This window comes from Isoptericola sp. NPDC019571 (genome assembly GCF_044389385.1).
Classification (GTDB): Bacteria; Actinomycetota; Actinomycetes; order Actinomycetales; family Cellulomonadaceae; genus Isoptericola; species Isoptericola nanjingensis.
On record NZ_JBIRXZ010000003.1, the window covers coordinates 98,344 to 117,711 of the forward strand.

Consider the following 19,368-nt stretch of genomic DNA (forward strand, 5'->3'; position numbering starts at 1 on the left):
TCGCTCGATCACATGTCACGTCCGTGCCGAGAAGGATCGGTGGCATCTGGCGGACCCGTTTGGACTCCGCCTCCGTCCGAACGATCCCGAGGATTTGTCGAGCGGCTAGGGAAGGGTACGCGTCACGTGCTCGAGCCAGCGTGCGACGGTGGCCAGCTCGTCAGGGGTGAAGCCGTCGGTGAGGCGGTCGTTCAGCTCGGCGAGCGCGGCGCGGACGTCGTCGAGGGCCGCGGTGCCGGTGGGCGTGAGGTCGAGGCGGACGGTGCGCCGGTCGTCGGGGTCGGGGCGACGGCGCACGAGGTCGGCGCGCTCCATGCGGGCGAGCAGGCCGCTGGCGCCGGCGGGGGAGGCCTGCAGGGCGGCGGTCACCTCGCCGATCGTCGCGCCGGGGTGGTCGGCGAGGTGCAGCAGCACGCCCGCGGCGGGGGCGCCGAACCCCTGGCCGCCGTTCCCGGCGGTGTGCGCGCCGCCGCGCCGCGCGATCCAGCGCCGCATCTGGCGTTCCGCCGCGGTGGTGAGGAACACCAGCCGCGGCGAGCGGCGAGTCATCGTCGCGGCTTCCTGGCGCGGAAGCGGACGTTCCCGTCCTCCTGCGCCGGGGCGGCCCCGGCGCGGGCGTCGAGCCAGGCGAGGAGCTCGGTCCACAGCGTGTCGCGCAGGCCTCGGCGGAAGAAGCCCATGTGCCCGATCGTCTCCACGCCGCCGTTGGCGGGGCTCCAGGTACGTCGTTCGACGCGGGCGGCGGTGAGGCGGTCGGTGATCGCGTCGATCTGCGCGGGCGTGGCCCACGGGTCGTCGGTGAACCCGACGGCGAGGACGTCTCCGGTGACGCGCGCGGCGTCCGCGGCGGCGGTCATTGTCGGGTCGTCGAAGAAGTAGTGCGGCATGGTCGACCAGCGACTCCACTCGCGCATGGCGGCGGCGGGCATGTCCTCCCCGAGGCTCAGGCGGCGCCCGGGCACGTAGCCCAGCACCCGGGCCGTGGCGGGGCCGAGCACTCGCAGGATCAGCCGGACGCGCGCCCGCTCGGCGCGGTCGGGGATCGTGGACGTCGCGGCGACGTGCGACGCGACCGTCGCGAACCCGGCCAGGCCCCGCGACCCGTTTCCGAGCGCCAGCGCGTGCCCGCCGATGCTGTGCCCGACCGCCAGCTGCGGCACGTCGCCGAACCGCGGGCGCGCCCACGCCGCGACCGCCGGGACGTCGTCGGACATCCAGTCCCGCATGCGCAGGCCGCGATGCTCGCGCGGGCTGCCGGAACGGCCGGTGCCGCGGTAGTCGTACGTGACGGCCACGTACCCGCTGGCGGCGAGGAACTCCGCGAACCCCGTGTACAGGCGCTCGGGCACCGCCGTCGCGGGGTGGATCACCACGACGCCGCGGGGCGACCCGTCGGCGGACTTGCGCACCGTGCCGACGACCCAGCCGCCCGCGGGGATCTGGATCCGCAGCTCCTCGGACTCGACCGTCGTCGTGTCGTCACTTCGCATGCGAAATACCTTAGCGGCCCGCGCCGGTCCCGACGGACCCGCATGGTGATCCGCGCCGTGCCCTGACCTGCGGAACCGCTACTGTTCGCGCCATGACTGCCCCGCAGAACCTCCCCGGTGCACCGGCTCGCCCGGTCGCGGTTCCCCGTCCGGACGCCTCGGCCGGCTCCCTGGGCACCGGGTTGTTCTTCCTGGTCGTCGGGGTGGCGCTCTCGGCCTTCGGCATGGTGGCGTTCGGGCTTCTGGCCATCGTGATCGGCGCCATCCCGCTGGCTGTCGGTGTCTACCGCGCTGCTCGGAACCTCGACTCCATCGCGGCGGTCACCTACAACGAGTCCCTCCGCGGCGGCAACGGCTGATCCCCTTCGTCTCTCTCGGCCCGCTCGGTCGCGAGAGAGGCCCGCCCCGAGCTCTGCTCGGGGCGGGCATCCTCCCGTCGTGCCAGCGACGTCAGGGACGGCCCGTCACCCGCTGGGTGGACGGCTCGCCGGCGACGAGCGGCGCGATGGTGATCGCGTCGATGTTCGGCGCGAACGCGTCGGGGTTGCCGAACCGGAGCGACCGGTCCGCCGTCGCGAGGGTCACCGGGACGGTGCGCTCCCAGAAGCTGTCCCACGAGAACGTGTAGCGGAAGTGGGTGGCCCCGGCGACGGCGCCGCCCTCGGTGACCTGCAGCTCCCGGTCGACGACCTGCGGGTTGTAGTCGTGCTTCCCGGACAGCTCGGCGTTGGCGTACCGCACGGTGACGTCGTAGTCGCCGGCCTCGTCGAAGCCGGCGGCGCGGGCGATCTCGAGGTAGTTCGCCTCGCCGTCGCCGAGCCACTCGACCACCTTGCCGCCCGAGGCGTTGGAGCCCGAGGCCGCGGACTTCGTGGCGACGACGGCGGTGCCGTGGAGCGCGGCGTCCTCGGCCTGGACGGTGACGGCCGCGTCGTCGGGCGCGCGCGTGGTCGTCACGGAGCCGACGAACGACCCGGCGTCGGCGGCGAGCTCGAGCTCGTTGATGCCCTCGGCGAGGTGGATGCGCGCCGTGGAGGTCCAGGCGCCGGGACCGCGGACGGTGAACGACGTGGCCGCGCGCCCGTTGACCGTCAGGGTGAGGTCGGACGCCCGCGTGGTGGTGTGCCGCACGGTGACGTCGTAGTAGCCCGACTCCATCGCGGTGGCGTAGACCTCCGCGCGCTGACCCTCGCCCTGGACGCGGGCGAAGCCGCGGGCGTTGCCGCGGTCCCAGTCCAGGCGGGCCCCGCCGGCCAGGCGCATGGTGCTCGCCGGGTAGGCGGTGGGCTCGCCGTCGCTGACGTCGGTCAGGACGAGCTTGTCGAGCGTGATGTCGGCGTTCGGCAGGAGGGTGGTGCCGTCCTCGCTGGCTCGCAGCGAGAGGACGTGCTCGCCGGCGGTGAGCTCGACCTGCACCTCGGTGCTGCCGCGGTACTGCCACTTCTGGGCGCTGGTGAGCGCGAGGTCGGCGGTGTACTGGACCGGCTGGTCGAGCGCGCCGTCGACGAAGAGGGCGTGCCGCCCGGGCACGCCCGGCGTGGCGCCGATGACCTGCAGGCGGTAGGTGCCGTCGCGGGGCACGGTCACCGTCCAGTCGGCGCGCGACGTCGCCTTGTTGAACGAGCCGACGTCACGGCCGCCGGAGGCGAGGAACTTCCAGCCACCGCCGCCCTGCGGGTCCTGCTCGTAGACCTGGGCGTCGGTGAGCGCGGTGTCCTCCGCCTCGACGCTCGTCGTCCAGACCTCGGGCGCCGGGTCGGCGCCCCGCGCCGGCGTCACGACGACCTGGTACGCGGCGTACCGGTCGTAGGGGTCGAGGTCGACCTCCAGCCCGCCGTCGCGCACCTGGGCACCGTCGATCCTCTGAACCACGCGCGGGGTGTTCGCCAGCCCCTGCGCCCCGGACAGCGTGACCTCCCGGACCTCGACGTCGACCTTCTGGCCGAAGGTGCGGCGGTCCAGGCCGGACAGGTCGAGGCGGACGTCCTCGTCGGTGCCGCCCAGCAGGACGGTCGCGCGGCGGTCGTCCTCGTCGATCGCGCCGATGCCCTGCAGGGTGTCGACGGTGTCGGGGTGCGGCGGGTCGACCTGGACGGTCTGGCTGCCCTCGAGGTCGCCGTACCACTTGAACATCCACCAGCCGGCGTTGGCGCCGCCGGCGCGGGCGGTGTTGTCGGACAGGTTCCCCGCGTAGTTCCAGTAGGCGGTCTGGGCGTCGACCTTCTCGTCCTCGAACATCGACAGCCACTGCACGAGCTGCCCGGGCACGCCCATGTCGCGCAGCATCCCGTACTCGGTGATGTTCACGTGGATCGGGTCGATGCCGAGGTCCTGCTCCAGCTGCCGGTAGTCGCGCATGTGGGATCGGAAGGTGGCGAGGTTGTCGATGCCGAGCTCGTGCCAGATGAACACGTCCGGCAGGACGCCGTGGGCCTTCGCGTACGTGAGGTAGTCGGCCGACCGCTCGGGCTGCCAGCGGGTGTCGCCGGGGCCGCCGATGCGGGCGTGGCCCAGCCCGTGCCGGTCGTAGACCTCCTGGATCTTTTCGTAGGTGGCCTGCCAGTCGGCGAGGAACTGGTCCTTCTGGCCCTGCCAGTCGGGGTACCAGTTGCCGCCGTCGGGCTCGTTGAACGGGATGAACAGGTACTTCTCGGGGTGGTCGGACTGGGTGGCGACGGCCTCGGTGACGAACTCGACGATCTCGAGGTAGTCCCACACGCCGTTCGGCTCGTCGACGTACGTGCCCGTGGCCTGGTCGTAGGTGCGGGCGTCGCCGGGGCGCTTGCCGCCGTTGTACGACCAGTCGGGGTAGTAGTCCTGGATGTAGATCGCCAGCTCCTGGCCGTGCTTGGCGAAGAACCCGTCCTCGATCGTCAGCGCGTCGCCGCTGGGGTGCTGGGTGCCGTACGGCGCCTTCTGGGACGAGTTGGTGATGTGGGCGCCGTCGATGAGCGCCTGCGTGGGCACGCCGTCGTCGCCGAAGCCGTACAGCGTCCCGGTGGCCCCGCCGCGGAAGGCGCCGGTGGTCTGGGCGAAGTCGACGGACAGGACGTCGGGCACGGGTCGTTCTCCTTCGTCGGTGGCGGACGCCGCCCATCCTGCCTGGGCGGAGAGGCCGAGCGCGGCGGCCGCTGCGACGGCGACGGCGCCTCGCCGCACACCGAACTGATGCACGCTTTCACGTGGCTGGGGCACGATCCACTCCTTCGTAGGTCTGATAGCGCCTGGACGGTCGATGTCGGGCGCCGTGAGCCATGAAAGCGTGAATCACGTTCGACCACAAGAGCGGGCCGCGGTCGCGTAACCTTGCGGCGTGAGCCAGGTCCCGAGGGTGAAGCCGCCCGTCATCGCCGACGTCGCCCGCGTGGCGGGCGTGTCGGTGCCCACCGTCTCGCGCGTGCTCAACGGGACGGTGCCCGTCAGCGCGGAGCGGCGGGAGCGGGTCATGGCGGCCGTCAAGAAGCTGGGCTTCCGCCCCAACGGGGCCGCCCGGTCGCTGGCGAGCCAGGCCGGTTCGATGATCGCCGTCTTCGCGGGCAACACCACGCGCTACGGGTACGCGGCCACCATCCAGGGCATCGAGGAGGCTGCGCGCCAGGCCGGCTACATGGTCGTCATCTCCGTGGTGGAGACGGCCGACGGTGCCACGGTCGAGCGGGCCATCGACCACGCCCTCGGCCAGCCCCTGGCGGGCGCCGTCGTGCTGGAGTTCGACCCGCCCGGCGTCGCCGCCCTCGCGCAGATGCCGTCCTGGTTGCCCGCCGTCGCCGCCGCGTCCGGCGGCTCGTCGGACGAGGCGATCTCGCACGCCTACATGGACGACCGGCACGCAGCCATCCAGGCCACGCGCTACCTCCTCGACCTGGGGCATCGCACCGTCCACCACGTGGCGATCCCGTCCATGGGGGTCGAGAGCGCGCGCATGGTCGGGTGGCGCGAGGCGCTGCGCGACGCCGGGATCGAGCCGCCGCCGGTGATCCACGCGGGCTGGGACCCGCTGGCCGGCTACGACGCCGGCGTGCGCCTCGCCCGGGACGACGGCGCCACCGCGGTGCTGGCGGGCAACGACGAGCTCGCCATCGGGGTGATGAAGGGGCTGGTGGACTCCGGCCGTTCGATCCCCGGGGACGTCAGCGTCATCGGCTTCGACGACCACCCCCTGAGCCAGCTGTGGGTGCCGCCGCTCACCACCGTCCGGCAGGACTTCGTCGGGCTGGGCCACCAGGTCTTCGGCCTCCTCGTCGGCCGGATGGAGGCGGGCGAGCCGCGACCGTCGGTGCGCATGGTGCCCGACCTCGTCGTGCGGCAGTCGACCGGGCGGCCCGCGTCGCGCTAGGCGCACGACCGCGGGTGCCGCGACCTGGGGGAACGGCGGAGGGGATCGGCCTGCACGCGCCGCCGTGCCGACGTCGCGTCCTGAAATCGACGATCAGATCTCACCCACGATGACGCCGTCGCGGCTTGCATTCTCAGATGATCGACGCTTTCATAGCCTCATCGACGACGCGCCATGGTGGCGAAGGAAGCGAGGCAGCGATGCCGGATCGGGCCGACGAGGGCCAGGAGCTGATGACGTGGGGTGACGGCGCCCTGCGGCTGGTCGTGCGCCGCCCCCAGGACGGCCCGGTCGCCGTGTCCCTGGTCCCTGCGGGAGCACGGCCCGGCCCGCAGGTGCAGCCGCTGGTCGAGGTCCTCGCCGTCGGGCACGGGCACCGTTCCGCCAACCTGCGGAACACGGCCACCGAGATCGGCGCCCGGCTGCGGTACGTGGGCCACGAGGTGACGGGCGAGCCGGGCTGGGAGCGCCTCGAGGTCGTGCAGCGGGACGACGCCGGCGGCCTGGAGGTGCACTCGTTCCTGCGCGCCCGCGTGGGGGGTTCGTCAGTGCAGTCCTGGACGACGGTGCGGAACACCGGACCGGCGACGGTCCAGCTGCAGGCCGTGTCGTCGCTCATGCTCGCCGACCCGTGCGGCCCCGACGCGCTGGACGACGTCGAGTCGATCGAGGGCGACAGCGAGTGGCTGGGGGAGTGGCGCTGGTCGTCCCGACCCGTGCGGGGCCAGACCGGCCTGCCCGCCCTCGGCCTGACCTCGCACCAGCGCCAGGACTCCCGCGGTGCGCGTGCGGTCGTCAGCCACGGCACCTGGTCGTCGGGGGAGCACCCGCCGGCGGGGGCGCTCACCACGGCGACGGCGAGCCTCGCGTGGCAGGTCGAGCACCCCGGGCCCTGGCGGACGGAGCTCGGCGTCCGGCTCGCCGCGGACGACCGCGAGGTGCTGGTGCTCGGCCTGCTCGGGCCGACCGACGCCGACCACGCCTGGCTGCGCAGCCTGCGGCCCGGCGAGGAGTTCACCTCGGTGCCCGTGTCGGTCGCCTGGGCCGACGGCGACTGGCAGGCCGCGGTCGGCGAGCTGACCCGCCACCGCCGGGCGGACCGCCGTCCCGCCCGCGCCGCCGGCGCCGTCGTCTTCAACGACTACATGAACACGCTCATGGGCGACCCCACGACCGACAAGCTCCTGCCGCTGATCGCGGCGGCGGGCGAGGCCGGTGCCGACTACTTCTGCGTCGACGCCGGCTGGTACGACGACGGCGGGGACTGGTGGGACTCCGTGGGGGAGTGGCAGCCGTCGCACGTGCGCTTCCCCGACGGCGGGCTCGACCGGGTGCTCGATGCGATCCGGGCCGCCGGCATGGTGCCGGGGCTGTGGCTCGAGCCCGAGGTGATCGGCGTCCGCAGCCCGCTCGCGGCGCAGCTCCCCGAGGACGCGTTCCTGCAGCGGAACGGCACGCGCATCGTCGAGCACGGCCGCTACCTGCTGGACCTGCGCGACGAGCAGGCGCGCAAGCACCTGGACGACGTCGTCGACCGCCTGGTCGACGAGCACGGCGTGGGCTACTTCAAGCTCGACTACAACGTCACGCCGGGCCCCGGCACCGACCGGGACGCCGACAGCGTCGGCGACGGCCTGCTGCGCCACACCCGCGCGTACCTGACCTGGCTCGACGGCGTGCTCGCGCGGCACCCCGACCTGGTCGTCGAGAACTGCGCCTCCGGGGCGATGCGCGCCGACAACGGGCTGCTGTCCCGGCTGGAGCTCCAGTCGACCACCGACCAGCAGGAGCCCCTGCACTACCCGCCCGTCGCGGCCGGCGCGCTCATGGCCGTGCTGCCGGAGCAGGCGGGCAACTGGGCCTACCCGCAGCCGTCGATGTCGGACGCGGAGATCGTGTTCACGATGGTGACCGGACTGTCGGGCCGCCTCTACCTGTCTGGGAAGCTCGACGGGATGAGCGCCCGCCAGCGCGCCCTCGTGGCCGAGGGCGTGCGCGCCTCGCGGACCTGGGACGACGCCGCGCGCGACGCGGTGCCGGTGTGGCCGCTCGGCCTCCCGGACTGGGAGTCGCCCTGGGTGGCCGTCGGCCGGTCGACCGCGACCGAGACCCTGCTCGCCGTCTGGTGGCGCGGCGGGGACGAGCACGAGATCTCCGTCCCGGTGCCGCCCGGCACCGTCGAGGCGGCCTACCCCGCCGACGGCTCGGCGTCCGGGCTCGAGGCGGACACCGAGGACGGGCACCTGAGGCTGCGCGCAGCCACGGAGGAGCCCGGCGCACGAGTACTGAAGATCCGCCATCAGGACGCGCGGTAGCACCACCGTCGTCCAGCCAGGTCCCGGCGTCATCGCTGACGACGGGCGAGTTCCGAGGAGCTGATATGAGGAAGTATCTGACCGGCGCGGCAGCCGCCGCGGCCGTGGCGGCACTGGCACTGACCGGCTGCAGCGACCCCACCGCGGGAGGTGGTGCCGACGCGGGCGAGACCCAGGCCGCCGACTGGCCCGAGCAGACGGCCGACCTGACCGGCACCACCCTGACGATCTGGGCCGCCCAGAACTCCAACACGGTGCCCGAGGCGGTCACCGCCGCGTTCGAGGAGGCCACCGGCGCGAAGGTCGAGATCGTCACGATCCCCGACCCGTACGAGCAGGGCATCCAGACCAAGGTCGCCACCGGCGACAAGCCGGACCTCGCCTTCTGGCAGCCGACGGCGTCGATGCTCACCGCGATCAACGCCCCCACCAACCTGCAGCCGCTCGACGACGCCCCGTGGCTCGACTCTTACAGCCCCGAGGTCAAGGACATCACCGGGACCCTCGACGACACCCGGTACGCCGCGCTCGTCACGAGCCCGGCGGTCCAGGGCGTCTACTACAACAAGAAGGTCTTCGCCGAGCACGGCATCGAGGACACCCCGAAGAGCTGGGACGAGTTCGTCGAGCTCGGCCGCACGCTGAAGGGCGAGGGCGAGACCCCGTTCTTCGAGATGGCCGGCGACCGGTGGGCGACCCAGTGGTGGGTGCAGGTGCAGCTCGCCGACGCCGCGGCCGACGGGCTGTGGGACCGCGTCAACACCGGCGAGGAGAAGTTCACCGACCCGACGATCCTCGGCGCGATCGAGACCTACCAGGGCCTCATCGACGACGGCCTGTTCAACGACGACATCAAGACCGCGACGCTGGAGGACCAGGCCGACGCGCTGCTCGCCGGCGACGCCGCCATGGCGGTGCAGGTCAACTCGTTCTTCGGCCAGCTGCAGGCCAAGGCCGACACCGCGGAGCTCGACGACACGATCGGGTTCTTCCCGATCTCGCCCAGCGGCAACGTCGCCACCGTGATCCCCGACCAGTCCAACGCGCTCGTGGCGTTCAAGACCGGGGACGCGAAGCGCGAGGCCGCGGCGCGTCAGCTCCTGTCGTTCTGGCTCGGTGACGGCTACGCGGACTTCGTCGCCGACCGGGAGACCGTCTCCCTGCAGCCCGACGTGCCCACGCCCCACGGCGTGCCGCAGGCGCTCCAGGACGTCCACGCCTCGCTCGCCGACTCCGTCGGGTCGATGCAGTCGCTGGCCGTGGCCAACCCCGACCTGTACATCTACCTGGCCGACATGATCCAGGGATCCACGACGCCGGAGCAGGTCGCCCAGCAGACCCAGGACCAGTTCGCCCAGCTCGCCCGAGCCCAGGGCGTCGAGGGCTTCTGAGCCTCGTTCTATGAGCCTCGCTCTCTGAGCCGAGCCGTGATGCCGGGGCGGGCACCAGCCCGCCCCGGCGCCGCCGAAAGGTGATGCACCGATGACCGCGACCCTCAGCACAGGCGCGCCGGCCCGCCCGGCGCCGAAGCCCCGGCGCGCAGCGCCCGGCAGGGACGAGAGAACCCGCAAGAACCACCCCGCGTGGTTCCTCGTGCCGGCCTTCGTCGTCCTGGGCGTGTTCTTCTTCGTCCCGACGATCTTCAACTTCGTCTACGCGCTGACGGACTGGTCGAGCTTCAAGGCCTCGATCTCGTTCGTCGGGCTGCGCAACTTCGCCGACCTGCTCAGCAGCGGCACGCTCCTCGCGTCGCTGCGGATCACGCTGGTCTACGCCGTGCTCGTCGCCATCTTCCAGAACCTGTTCGGGCTGCTCCTCGCGCTCCTCCTCGAGCGCGACACCCGCGTCAACCGGTTCGCGCGCGTCATGTTCTTCGTCCCGGTGATCATGTCGGCGCTCGCGGTCGGCTACGTGTTCCAGGCGATGCTCAAGCCGGACGGCGCGGTCAACGGGATCCTCAGCACCGTGCTCGGCACGGACGTCACCATCCCGTGGCTGGGGAGCACCACCTGGACGCTCGTCGTCGTCGCGGTGATCCACTCCTGGAAGTGGATGGGCCTGTCGATGCTCATCTACCTGGCGGGCCTGAAGACCATCAACGAGGACGTGCTCGAGGCCGCGCGCCTCGACGGCGCCTCCGCGTGGCGCACGTTCCGCGACGTCCGGTTCCCCCTGCTGGCGCCGGCCATCACCTTCAACGTCGCCACCGCGCTGCTCGGGTCGATGAACGGCTTCGACATCGTCCAGGCCACGACCGGTGGCGGACCGGCCCGGACCACCGAGCTGCTCAACATCTTCATCTTCCGGACCTTCGGGCAGGGGCTGTTCGCGCAGGCCACGACGATGAGCCTCGTGCTGTTCGTGGTGGTCGTCGCCCTCGCGTTCCCCGTCATCCGCACCCTTCGCAAGCGGGAGGAAGTCCTGTGACCACGCAGACCGCTCACCCGATCACCCGCACCTGCGCCGTCCGACGACCGGCCGGCGGGCGGACCGGCACCTGGCGCCGGGTGCAGCCCGTCGCGGCGCTGCTCGCCGTCGTCCTGCTGATCGGCATGCCGCTCTGGATCGTCGTCGTCACCGCGGGCAAGACCCAGGCCGAGGCGCTCAACCCCAACCTGTCCCTGCCCTCCACGTGGCAGTACCTGGAGAACTTCGCCGCCGTCTGGGACCAGGGGCGCGTGCCCGCGGGCTTCTTCGGCAGCCTCCTGGTCATGGTGCCCGCCGTGATCGGCGTGCTCGTGCTGGGCTCGCTCGCGTCCTGGGTGCTGGCCCGGCGCACCACCCGCGGCTACGCCGTGCTCTACGCCCTGGCGATCAGCGGCATCGTGCTGCCCCCGGCAGTCGTCACCATCGTGCTGCTGCTGCGCCAGCTCGGCCTCGCCGGCACCGCGATCGGCATGATCGGCGTCTACATGGGCATGTACATGTCGACGGTGATCTTCTTCGTCACCGGCTTCGTGCGGACCATCCCGCACGAGCTCGAGGAGGCCGCCCGCGTCGACGGCGCCCGGCCGCTGCGCGTCTTCGGCACGATCATCCTGCCGCTGCTGGTGCCCGTGCTCTCCACCGCCACGATCCTGATCTGCCTGTACGTGTGGAACGACGTCTTCTACGCGTTCTTCGTCGTCGGCGGGCGGCTCGACACCCTGCCGCTCAACCTCTTCCAGGTCGCCAGCGCCGGGCTCTATCTCGACAACTGGCACCTGATCTTCGCCTACGTGATCCTCATGAGCCTGCCGCTGCTCGTCGTCTTCATCATCGCGCAGCGCAAGATCATCTCGGGCATCACCTCCGGCGCGGTCAAGTGAGCTGAGCATCTCGGGACCCTGCGACGTACGCCGCTTCGTCCCTCGCCTCGGCGGGCGACGTCATCATCACCCGCTGCACGATCGCGGGCTATGCACTGCTCTGTCGACCACGTGGTCGCCAACCTCGTGCCGCGCCTCGTCGCGTGTCGCATCCTGCCGGGTGGGCGGCATCGTGGACTCCTCCGAGGTTGTCAGGCGCACCGACGCCTGCCGTTGCTCAACTGGCAGTCCCGATGCGCCCGCCGCGTCGGTCCGCCAGCCGAGCGACCCGGACCTGCGGCGCGTCTTCGGCGGCTGGGCGATTCCATGGTGACGGCCCGAGACCGAATCTCTTGTCACGCCGTCGAGTCTGGGTCGGCCATTCCGCGCTGGTCTCAGAGGACCTTGATCGAGTGAGCCCTGGCGCTGGCTGCGGTCAGGTACCTCGCGGCCGTCGACGAGGGGGTGAACGACACCACGACGGGGTACGTCCGAGGGCCACGCTTCTTGGGCAGGGAGACGGCGAGCTTGCCCTTGTTCGACGCGGTGAGCGACACCTTCTTGGTCGTCGTGCCGACCTTGACGGTGACGGTGCCGACGGGTGCACTGACGCCGGTGGCCTTGACGGTGACGGCCACCTTCGGCGCCGTCGTGCGGCGGATCGTCTTGGCCGCCGGTGTTCCGGTGACGGTCGGCTTGACCTTCGGCACGACCGTGGTTGAGGCCGTGGTCGCCGAGGCGCTGGTGTATCCGGACTTGGTCGCGGTGACTCTCACACTCAGGCGTGCGCCGACGTCCGAGGTGGTGATCCGGTAGCTCGACGCGGTCGCCCCTGCGATGGACTTCCCGGACCGGAGCCACTGGTATCGCAGGGTGATGCCGCTCGTCGACCACTTGCCTGGGGTGGCGGTCAGGAGCGACCCGACCTTCGTGCTGCCGCCGAAGGTCGGCGCGCTCGTCGCGCGGGGCGCCGGGCCGGGCAGCACCTTGGCGGCAGTGGTCGTCGAGGTGGCGTCGCGGTAGCCGGTGTGTCGCGCCGTGATCCTGGCCGAGAGCTGATGGCCGGCATCGGCCGCGATCGGCCGATAGGACGACGAGGTGGCACCTGGGATCGCCGCGCCGTCCCGGAGCCAGGCGTAAGAGTACGTGGCGTGCGGGACGTTCCACGTCCCCGGCTTGACGCTGACGGCGGTGCCGACCGTCGGCGAACCGGAGAGGGTCGGCCGTACGGTGTTCGTCATGGTCACGGCGATGTCAGCGCCCGTGACGGTCGAGTCGCAGTCTTGGACGGTGACGGACTTCCCGGACGTCGTGTCCCCGCCGTGGTAGTAGGTGGCCGAGATCTTGGGGTCGTAGCTGAAGCCCTCGGCGGACACCGAGTACCTCCCGGGAGCAAGTCCGGTGATCTCGAACGTGCCGTCTTCGTCGCGCGAGCTTGACCGGCTCGACGAGTCGTCGTCGAGGTTCGTCGCCGAGATGCCCCACAGCCTCATCTGGGGCCATCCGTCGAGCCCGGTCACCCGGCCCGAGATCGAGCCGCATGCCGTGAGCGTGACGTCGACGTTCTCGGTGATCTCGCCGCCGACGAGGGCCACCGGCGTGGCGCCGTTCATGCCGAGCGACCCGCCGGCACCGTCGTAGAACCTCGAGGCGAAGCCTTCTCCGCCGTCGAACTTCACGAGGTAGTTTCCCGGCGCGATCCCGGCGCGGTCGAGCGACCGCGCTGAGATCACGTAGCCGCCCCCTGCCCCGGTCGGCCATGCGTCCGCGTCGTACGCGTGCCGCCCGTCCGTCGTGTACAGGGTCACTCCCCGGGCGAACTGCGGATCGAGCGTGGGGCCGTCGATCCGGCCGGTGATCCGCCCTCCCGGGAGCGCCTCCAACGAGAGGTCGAGCTGCGCTCCCGGCGTGATGTCGATCAGCTCGGCGGCGTCGGCGTCGGCGACGCCGGGATAGTAGGTCGGCAGGTAGCCCACCCGACCCGCGTTGGCGTCGACCCTGAGGCGCCACTGCCCGAACATCCGGGTCCGGAACGTGTAGACGTCCGCCGACGAGATCCCCGAGTAATCGGCACGTACCGTCCCGTCCGAGGCCTCAAGGTTCGCTGTCCCGATGCCCCAGACATCACCGTCGATCCCCGTCACACGGACGGTGACGGAAGCGCTGGGCTGCGGCTGGTAGTCCACCCGCAGCAGCTGGGACCCGTCCCCGACCGTGACCGGGACACGATCTGCGGCCACGGCGTCGTCGGCCTCGTCGCGGACCGTGACGAAGTAGTCGCCAGTCTCGAGGCCGTCGGCCGAGTACGCGTTCTCGGCCTGCACGCCGTCGGACGGCAACCAGGTGCCGTCGTAGAGCCAGCCCGAACCGTGAACCGTGCCGTCGGCGTCCTCGACCGTCACCCACGGCCGGACAAAGTCGCAGTCGTCCGCGGCGACCTGTGAACAGTCCTTGTCGACGACGACCGTCAGGAGCCCGGAAGCGTCGTCGGCAAGCGCTGGGGCCGTCGAAGCCGCCACCATCGACATCGAGACCACCGCTGCGGCCACGATGCGTCCTGCACGTCCCACGAGTACCTCCGCTGTCAGGGCCATCGATGGCCCTCAGGGCACGCTCCGGGAACCCGTGGCGCAGCCGAAGAATAGGGCCACCGACGAACACGCATCTCCACGCGGGCGGGTGAACTTCGCCAGGCCACAACCACGGACGTCGGCCAGCCCTCGCGTGGGGGCGTCGGACCGCGGACAGCGACGAGTCGCCGGGCACACTCCGCCATCCGGCAGGAGGCCTCCCTGACGGTCAGGTGTGGCGGCGGTGCCGCACCAGCCTGGTCGAGGATCGCGGCCTACCGGACCGACCTTGCCCTTGCCGCCTTGAGGACTCCGGCAATCGCTCGGGCCAGGTCTCGAGGAACCTGTGCGGTGACACGGGCGGTGCGGTCCAGCTCGGCGCGGGCTCGTGCTCGCCGGACGTATCGTTCCCTGCGCCGGAGCCAGTCGGCGAGGGAATCGACGTCGGACAGCGCACGATCGCGGACGGCATGGCCGGTGGGATCGAGCGCCTGGAGCCAGTCGGCGTACCTGCGCACGCGGTCGGGCATCGCGTCCGGAACGAGGGCATACGCGCGCAGGTCGTCGTAGCCGACGAGCTCTCGCGGCGCCGTTCCCGGTAGCCCCTCCTCCAGCCGCACGATCCCGAGCGCACGCGCGCGTACGAACACGCTCGCCAGCCGCGCCTGCCGGTACGCGAGCGCCTGCCTGACGGGCTCCCAGTCGGAGTCGTACGGGTCGTGCAGACCGCCGATGCGCCCACTCCCACCGACGAGGCGCCCGGCCCTGGGGCCCTCATCCAGTCCTGCGCGACGGGTCACCTCGCCGTCCAGGGCGCGGCAGGCGTCGCACAGGGTCTGGGAGAACCGGAACATGCTCATCGGCCAGTCACCGACGAGGCACGCGGTGCACAGCTGCCCCTCCGAAATGACATACCGGCCAGCGCCGGTGGCCCGCGAGACGGTCGCGGGATCGGGGCGCCACTCGACGTGACCATCGGGGCGCAGGGACTTGCGACTCATCGTGTCTCCCATCGCACTTCCCACCGCGCGGCTGCGGCGGGCCGGTCTTCCCTCCGAGGCACCGTGCGCGAGGTAGCGCGGTTGCCGGATCAGCACGCGGAGGGCGTGTCGCTGATCGCTCTTGACCTGGGCAGGAAGCTAGCACAGGGACTTTCCAGCCGTGCGCGTCGGCTCTTCACGGCGCCGACGAAGTGCGTGTTCGTCGGCTCGGCAACCCTGGCCGCCGAGATCGCCGTCCGTGTCCCGGAGGACGCGTCGACGGCCACTAAGAACGGACGTCTACACGTCTGGCACCCGAGGCGGGCCGAATCACAGCTGGTCGTGGATACCTACAGCGGTTCGCCACAACTCTTGCAGGTCGTCTCGCCGTCCTCGTAGATCGCTCCGCAGCAGTACCGAGGGCCGGAGTCATCATCGGCATAGCACTCGGAGCACATGCCCGACACCACGTCGTCCTCCGGGACCTCCCGGCCGCACGAGTCGCAGATCATCGTTGTCGCAATCTCCATGGCGTTGCTGTCGGCGCCGCCACCGAAAAGTTGGCTGAGGAAGCCCATTGCTCTCCTTTACAACGTTCAATGCGGGTGCGTGTCTGCGTCCCGCTGGGGTAACGGGTGCCGACGCAGACAAGCGGCCCATTGGCCCACGCCGGAGCGTTGCACGAAAGAACTCGTCTGCCTGCGTTCACGTGCGGATTTCACCCGATCGGAAGATGCGTCCGCTGCTTGGGAGCGCCGGGGGCCGCTCCCAAGCTCGCCGGGTTGGCCGCCAGCGCTGAGCACGAGCGGGAGAGAACCACCGGCGCGGAATTCCTTCAGGGCCGCGAGGGGCGTCGGGGACACACCTGTCAGGTGTGACGGTCTCGATGCGCGTGATCTCGGCTGGGCAGGGGTACGCCTACCTGCTGCGGTCGGTCGTGACCGGGGACGGGCACGAGCCGCAGGCGTCGGCGTTCACGAGGTACTTCACCGAGGCGGGCACGCCGCCCGGGGTGTGGATGGGCAGGGGCGTCGAACACCTGGGCGACGGCGCACTGCAGGCGGGGATGACGGTGACGCCGGCGCAGCTGCAGGCGCTGCTCGGGCACGGTGTGGACCCGGTCTCCGGTGAGCCGCTGGGGCGGCCGTTCCGCGAGTACCCGACGGCGAAGGATCGGGCCGCGCGTCGGGTCCATGGCATCGACCGGTCACTGCCGGCGGCGGAGTTCGACGCCGAGGTGGCGCGGATCCGAGTGCAGGAGGCGGCGCGCGGCAGCCAGACGGCGACGGCAGGGTTCGATCTGACGTTCTCGGTGCCGAAGTCGGTGTCGGTGCTGTGGGGGTTGGCGGACGCGACGACGCAGGAGCTGATCGTCGCGGCGCACCACGACGCGGTCGGCCAGGTGCTGGACTTCCTCGAGCGGGAGGTCGCGGCCACGCGCACGGGGCATGGGGGAGTGGCGCAGGTCCCCGTGGTGGGGGTGGCGGCGACGGCATACGACCACTGGGACTCGCGGGCGAACGACCCGCAACTGCACACGCACCTGGTGATCTCGAACAAGGTCAAGGCCGCTCACGACGGCCAGTGGCGCACGCTGGACTCGCGCGCCCTGCACCACGCGGTCGTCGCGCTGTCGGAGCACTACAACGCCGTTCTTGCCGACCGGCTCACGAACACGTTCGGGGTCGGGTGGGAGCGGCGCGACCGCGGGCCCGAACGGTCCACGCGGTGGGAGGTCGCCGGCGTCCGGGACGAGCTGCTGGCGGAGTTCTCCTCCCGCAGCCGGGACATCGAGGTCGTCAAGGGCCGCCTCATCGATGAGTTCGTCACGTCGCACGGGCGCCGACCGTCCGCGAGGCAGGTCGTGAAGCTGCGCGCGCAGGCCACGCTCGAGACGCGCCCCGAGAAGACCATCCACTCCCTGGCGGGGCTGACCGCGGACTGGTGGCGTCGAGCGCAACCCCTGCTCGGCAGGGAGCCGACGGCCTGGGCGCGGCGCGTGGCACTCGGCGGGTCCGTACCGGTCCCTAGCGCGGACGCCGTCCCGCCTGACCTGGTCGACGATGTCTCCGCCCAGGTCGTCAACGTCGTCTCGCAGAAGCGCGCCACCTGGACGCACTGGAACCTGTGGGCGGAGCCTCCCGACAGACGATGGGTTGGCGGATGGCGACCGCCGCCGACCGCGAGCGGGTCGTGGCGCTCGTGGTGGACGCCGCCACGCGGCGGACGGTCCAGCTCACGCCGGGCGAGCTGGCAAGCACCCCGGCGGCGATGCGCCGGCCCGACGGGACGAGCACCCTGCGCCCGCAGCACAGCGAGAAAGTTCACCAGCCACGAACCGCTGGCCATGGAGGACCGGCTCCTGCTCCTCGCCGCCGACGCCGGTGGGCCAGCGGTCGACCGAACGACGGCGTCGCGAGTCGTTGCTGGACGCACGCCCGACGGCGCGCGGCTCGACATCGAGCAGGCTCACGCCGTCGCGCAGCTCCTGGCGTCGGGTCGGCGGCTGGACCTGCTCGTCGGACCGGCTGGCACGGGCAAGACCACGGCGATGTGTGCCCTGGCGATGGGGTGGATTGCGGCGCACGGGCGGGGGAGCGTCGTGGGGATGGCACCGTCAGCCGCGGCGGCTCAGGTGCTGGCGGAGGACCTTGGCATTCGTTGCGACAACACGGCGAAGTGGATCCACGACCACCGGCGCGGGCGCAAGGACTTCGCTCCGGGCCAACTGGTCATCGTCGACGAGGCCACGCTCGCCTCCACCCGGGCCCTGGACACGATCACTTCCCGTGCCGTGCGGGTGGGTGCGAAGGTGGTGCTCGTCGGCGACCCGGCTCAGCTGCAGTCCGTGGACGCGGGCGGCGCCTTCGCGATGCTGGTCTCGGCGCGAGGTGACGACGCGGCGCGGCTGACCGAGGTGCACCGGTTCGCGCACGACTGGGAGAAGTCCGCCTCGCTGCGGCTGCGGGACGGGGACCCGGCCGTCATCGACCAGTACGAGTCGCATGGCCGCATCCGCGAGGGCGGCACCGACGCGATGGTCGACGCCGCCTACACCGCCTGGCGCCACGACTCCGAGCACGGCAGGGCGAGCATCCTCGTGACCGAGTCCGCCGAGACCGTCCGACAGCTCAACGACCGCGCCCGCGCGGAACGCATCCGCTCCGGACTGACCTCGGCCGGTCGCGACGTCGTCCTGCACGACGACGCGCGCGCGTCCGCGGGCGACGTGATCGTCACGCGCCGCAACGATCGCCGGCTTCGCACGGGACCGACTGGCTGGGTGCGTAACGGCGACCGCTGGATGGTGACCCATGTGCGCCTCGACGGCGGGCTGGAGGTCCGCCCCGAGGGCCGACGCCGGGGGAGCGTGGTGCTGCCCGCGGGCTATGTGGCCGAGCATGTCGACCTCGGCTACGCCGTGACCGCCCACCGCGCCCAAGGGATGACCGTCGACACCGCGCACGTCGTCGTCTCGCCGTCGAGCACCCGCGAGAACCTCTACGTGTCCATGACCCGAGGCCGCCAGACGAACACCGCCTACGTGGCGCTCGGCCGGCCAGACCCGCTGCATGCCACCCCGCCCGACCCGGACGTCACCGCGCGGAGCGTCCTGTTCGGGGTGCTGCACCACACCGGTGCCGAGTTCTCGGCACACCAGGCGACCGAGAGCGAGCAGAACCGGTGGGCCGGCATCGCCCAGTTCGCCGCCGAGTACGAGGCCATCGCCACCGACGCGCAACGCGATCGCTGGACCCGGCTCGTTCGTGGTGCCCTGCGCAGCGCCCGCGGCCTCTCGCGTGACGACGCCGATCGGGCGGTGCACTCCGAGGCGTTCGGGACCCTCGCGGCAGGACTGCGGCGTGCGGAGGCATACGGCCACGACGTCGACGCGCTGCTGCCTCGCCTCGTCACCCGGCGCACCCTTCTTGACGCCGACGACGTCGCGGCAGTCCTGACCGCGCGCCTGGCCCGTGCGACCGCTCGACCGCTGCGTGGGGTGCAGCCCGACCTCGTCGGCGGGCGCATTGCCGCCGCCCGCAGACCGTTGCCGGAAGGTGCTGTCCGTGCCCTGGACGAGCGTCGCGCGCTCATCGAGGCGCAGATGCACGCCGTCGAGAGCGATAGAGGTCCCAGCCGAGCTGGCGTCGGGCGGAGTCGATCTGCGTCGACAGCGGGTGCCGGTCATCGTCGGCACAGACATGGGCGGCCGGACGTCACGATGTCGTGAGACACCCATACCGAACGAGGCAGGCATGGGGCGATGGTGGACAAACCCAAGAAGCGGACTGCCATGCGAGATCGCGGGTGAAATCTCGTGACTGGGGCGACGATGGACCCAGTGGGTGATGACGTCGCACGGAATGTCCGGTACGAAGCGGTGTGGGGG

General features: G+C 71.7%; 12 protein-coding genes and 1 riboswitch. Of the genes, 7 read left to right on the plus strand and 5 right to left on the minus strand.

Annotated elements, in window-relative coordinates; genetic code table 11:
• Positions 1-105: 105 nt before the first annotated feature.
• Both ACH443_RS06255 and ACH443_RS06260 read right to left on the minus strand, forming a co-directional pair.
• A complete protein-coding gene (locus ACH443_RS06255; RefSeq protein WP_430589778.1) occupies positions 106-549 on the minus strand; it encodes a MarR family winged helix-turn-helix transcriptional regulator in 444 nt (147 codons plus the stop codon).
• Positions 546-1,490 (minus strand): serine aminopeptidase domain-containing protein, encoded by a 945-nt coding sequence (locus tag ACH443_RS06260; protein ID WP_430589779.1) that lies wholly within the window; start codon positions 1,488-1,490, stop codon positions 546-548. The genes ACH443_RS06255 and ACH443_RS06260 overlap by 4 nt, the downstream gene beginning before the upstream one ends.
• Positions 1,491-1,582: 92 nt before the next feature.
• On the opposite strand from ACH443_RS06260, the gene ACH443_RS06265 reads away from it, so the two are divergent.
• On the plus strand, positions 1,583-1,849 hold the full coding sequence (locus ACH443_RS06265) for a hypothetical protein (protein ID WP_429763885.1): 267 nt from the start codon (positions 1,583-1,585) through the stop codon (positions 1,847-1,849).
• A gap of 91 nt (positions 1,850-1,940) precedes the next feature.
• Here the strand turns inward: ACH443_RS06265 and ACH443_RS06270 are convergent, their stop codons facing one another.
• A complete protein-coding gene (locus ACH443_RS06270; RefSeq protein WP_430589780.1) occupies positions 1,941-4,550 on the minus strand; it encodes a hypothetical protein in 2,610 nt (869 codons plus the stop codon).
• A 253-nt stretch (positions 4,551-4,803) separates the two neighbouring features.
• On the opposite strand from ACH443_RS06270, the gene ACH443_RS06275 reads away from it, so the two are divergent.
• The 5 genes from ACH443_RS06275 (at position 4,804) to ACH443_RS06295 (ending at position 11,449) form a co-directional block, all read left to right on the plus strand.
• On the plus strand, positions 4,804-5,826 hold the full coding sequence (locus tag ACH443_RS06275; RefSeq protein WP_429763887.1) for a LacI family DNA-binding transcriptional regulator: 1,023 nt from the start codon (positions 4,804-4,806) through the stop codon (positions 5,824-5,826).
• Between the two features lie 200 nt (positions 5,827-6,026).
• A complete protein-coding gene (locus tag ACH443_RS06280; protein ID WP_430589781.1) occupies positions 6,027-8,141 on the plus strand; it encodes an alpha-galactosidase in 2,115 nt (704 codons plus the stop codon).
• 65 nt (positions 8,142-8,206) lie between these two features.
• Positions 8,207-9,532 carry an ABC transporter substrate-binding protein gene (locus ACH443_RS06285; protein ID WP_430589782.1) on the plus strand — a complete coding sequence of 442 codons (1,326 nt, stop codon included), beginning with the start codon at positions 8,207-8,209 and terminating at the stop codon, positions 9,530-9,532.
• A 91-nt stretch (positions 9,533-9,623) separates the two neighbouring features.
• Positions 9,624-10,568 (plus strand): carbohydrate ABC transporter permease, encoded by a 945-nt coding sequence (locus tag ACH443_RS06290; protein ID WP_430589783.1) that lies wholly within the window; start codon positions 9,624-9,626, stop codon positions 10,566-10,568.
• Complete coding sequence (locus ACH443_RS06295; protein ID WP_430589784.1) at positions 10,565-11,449, plus strand: carbohydrate ABC transporter permease; 885 nt, start codon at positions 10,565-10,567, stop codon at positions 11,447-11,449. Before ACH443_RS06290 ends, ACH443_RS06295 begins: the two co-directional genes overlap by 4 nt.
• A 374-nt stretch (positions 11,450-11,823) precedes the next feature.
• Here ACH443_RS06295 and ACH443_RS06300 read toward each other — a convergent pair whose 3' ends face one another.
• Positions 11,824-13,977 (minus strand): hypothetical protein, encoded by a 2,154-nt coding sequence (locus tag ACH443_RS06300; protein ID WP_430589785.1) that lies wholly within the window; start codon positions 13,975-13,977, stop codon positions 11,824-11,826.
• Positions 13,978-14,273: 296 nt separating this feature from the next.
• On the minus strand, positions 14,274-14,999 hold the full coding sequence (locus ACH443_RS06305) for a hypothetical protein (protein WP_430589786.1): 726 nt from the start codon (positions 14,997-14,999) through the stop codon (positions 14,274-14,276).
• An 8-nt stretch (positions 15,000-15,007) separates the two neighbouring features.
• Positions 15,008-15,126: riboswitch (SAM riboswitch) on the minus strand.
• Between the two features lie 744 nt (positions 15,127-15,870).
• Here ACH443_RS06305 and mobF point away from each other — a divergent pair.
• A complete protein-coding gene (mobF, locus tag ACH443_RS06310; protein ID WP_430589787.1) occupies positions 15,871-19,209 on the plus strand; it encodes a MobF family relaxase in 3,339 nt (1,112 codons plus the stop codon).
• The last annotated feature ends 159 nt before the right edge of the window (positions 19,210-19,368 follow it).

Coding starts and splice junctions, on each gene's coding strand:
- ACH443_RS06255 (WP_430589778.1), bottom strand. CDS start 549: ATGACTCGCCGCTCGCCGCGGCTGGTGTTCCTCACCACCGCGGCGGAA.
- ACH443_RS06280 (WP_430589781.1), top strand. CDS start 6,027: ATGCCGGATCGGGCCGACGAGGGCCAGGAGCTGATGACGTGGGGTGAC.
- ACH443_RS06285 (WP_430589782.1), top strand. CDS start 8,207: ATGAGGAAGTATCTGACCGGCGCGGCAGCCGCCGCGGCCGTGGCGGCA.
- ACH443_RS06265 (WP_429763885.1), top strand. CDS start 1,583: ATGACTGCCCCGCAGAACCTCCCCGGTGCACCGGCTCGCCCGGTCGCG.
- ACH443_RS06305 (WP_430589786.1), bottom strand. CDS start 14,999: ATGAGTCGCAAGTCCCTGCGCCCCGATGGTCACGTCGAGTGGCGCCCC.
- ACH443_RS06290 (WP_430589783.1), top strand. CDS start 9,624: ATGACCGCGACCCTCAGCACAGGCGCGCCGGCCCGCCCGGCGCCGAAG.
- ACH443_RS06260 (WP_430589779.1), bottom strand. CDS start 1,490: ATGCGAAGTGACGACACGACGACGGTCGAGTCCGAGGAGCTGCGGATC.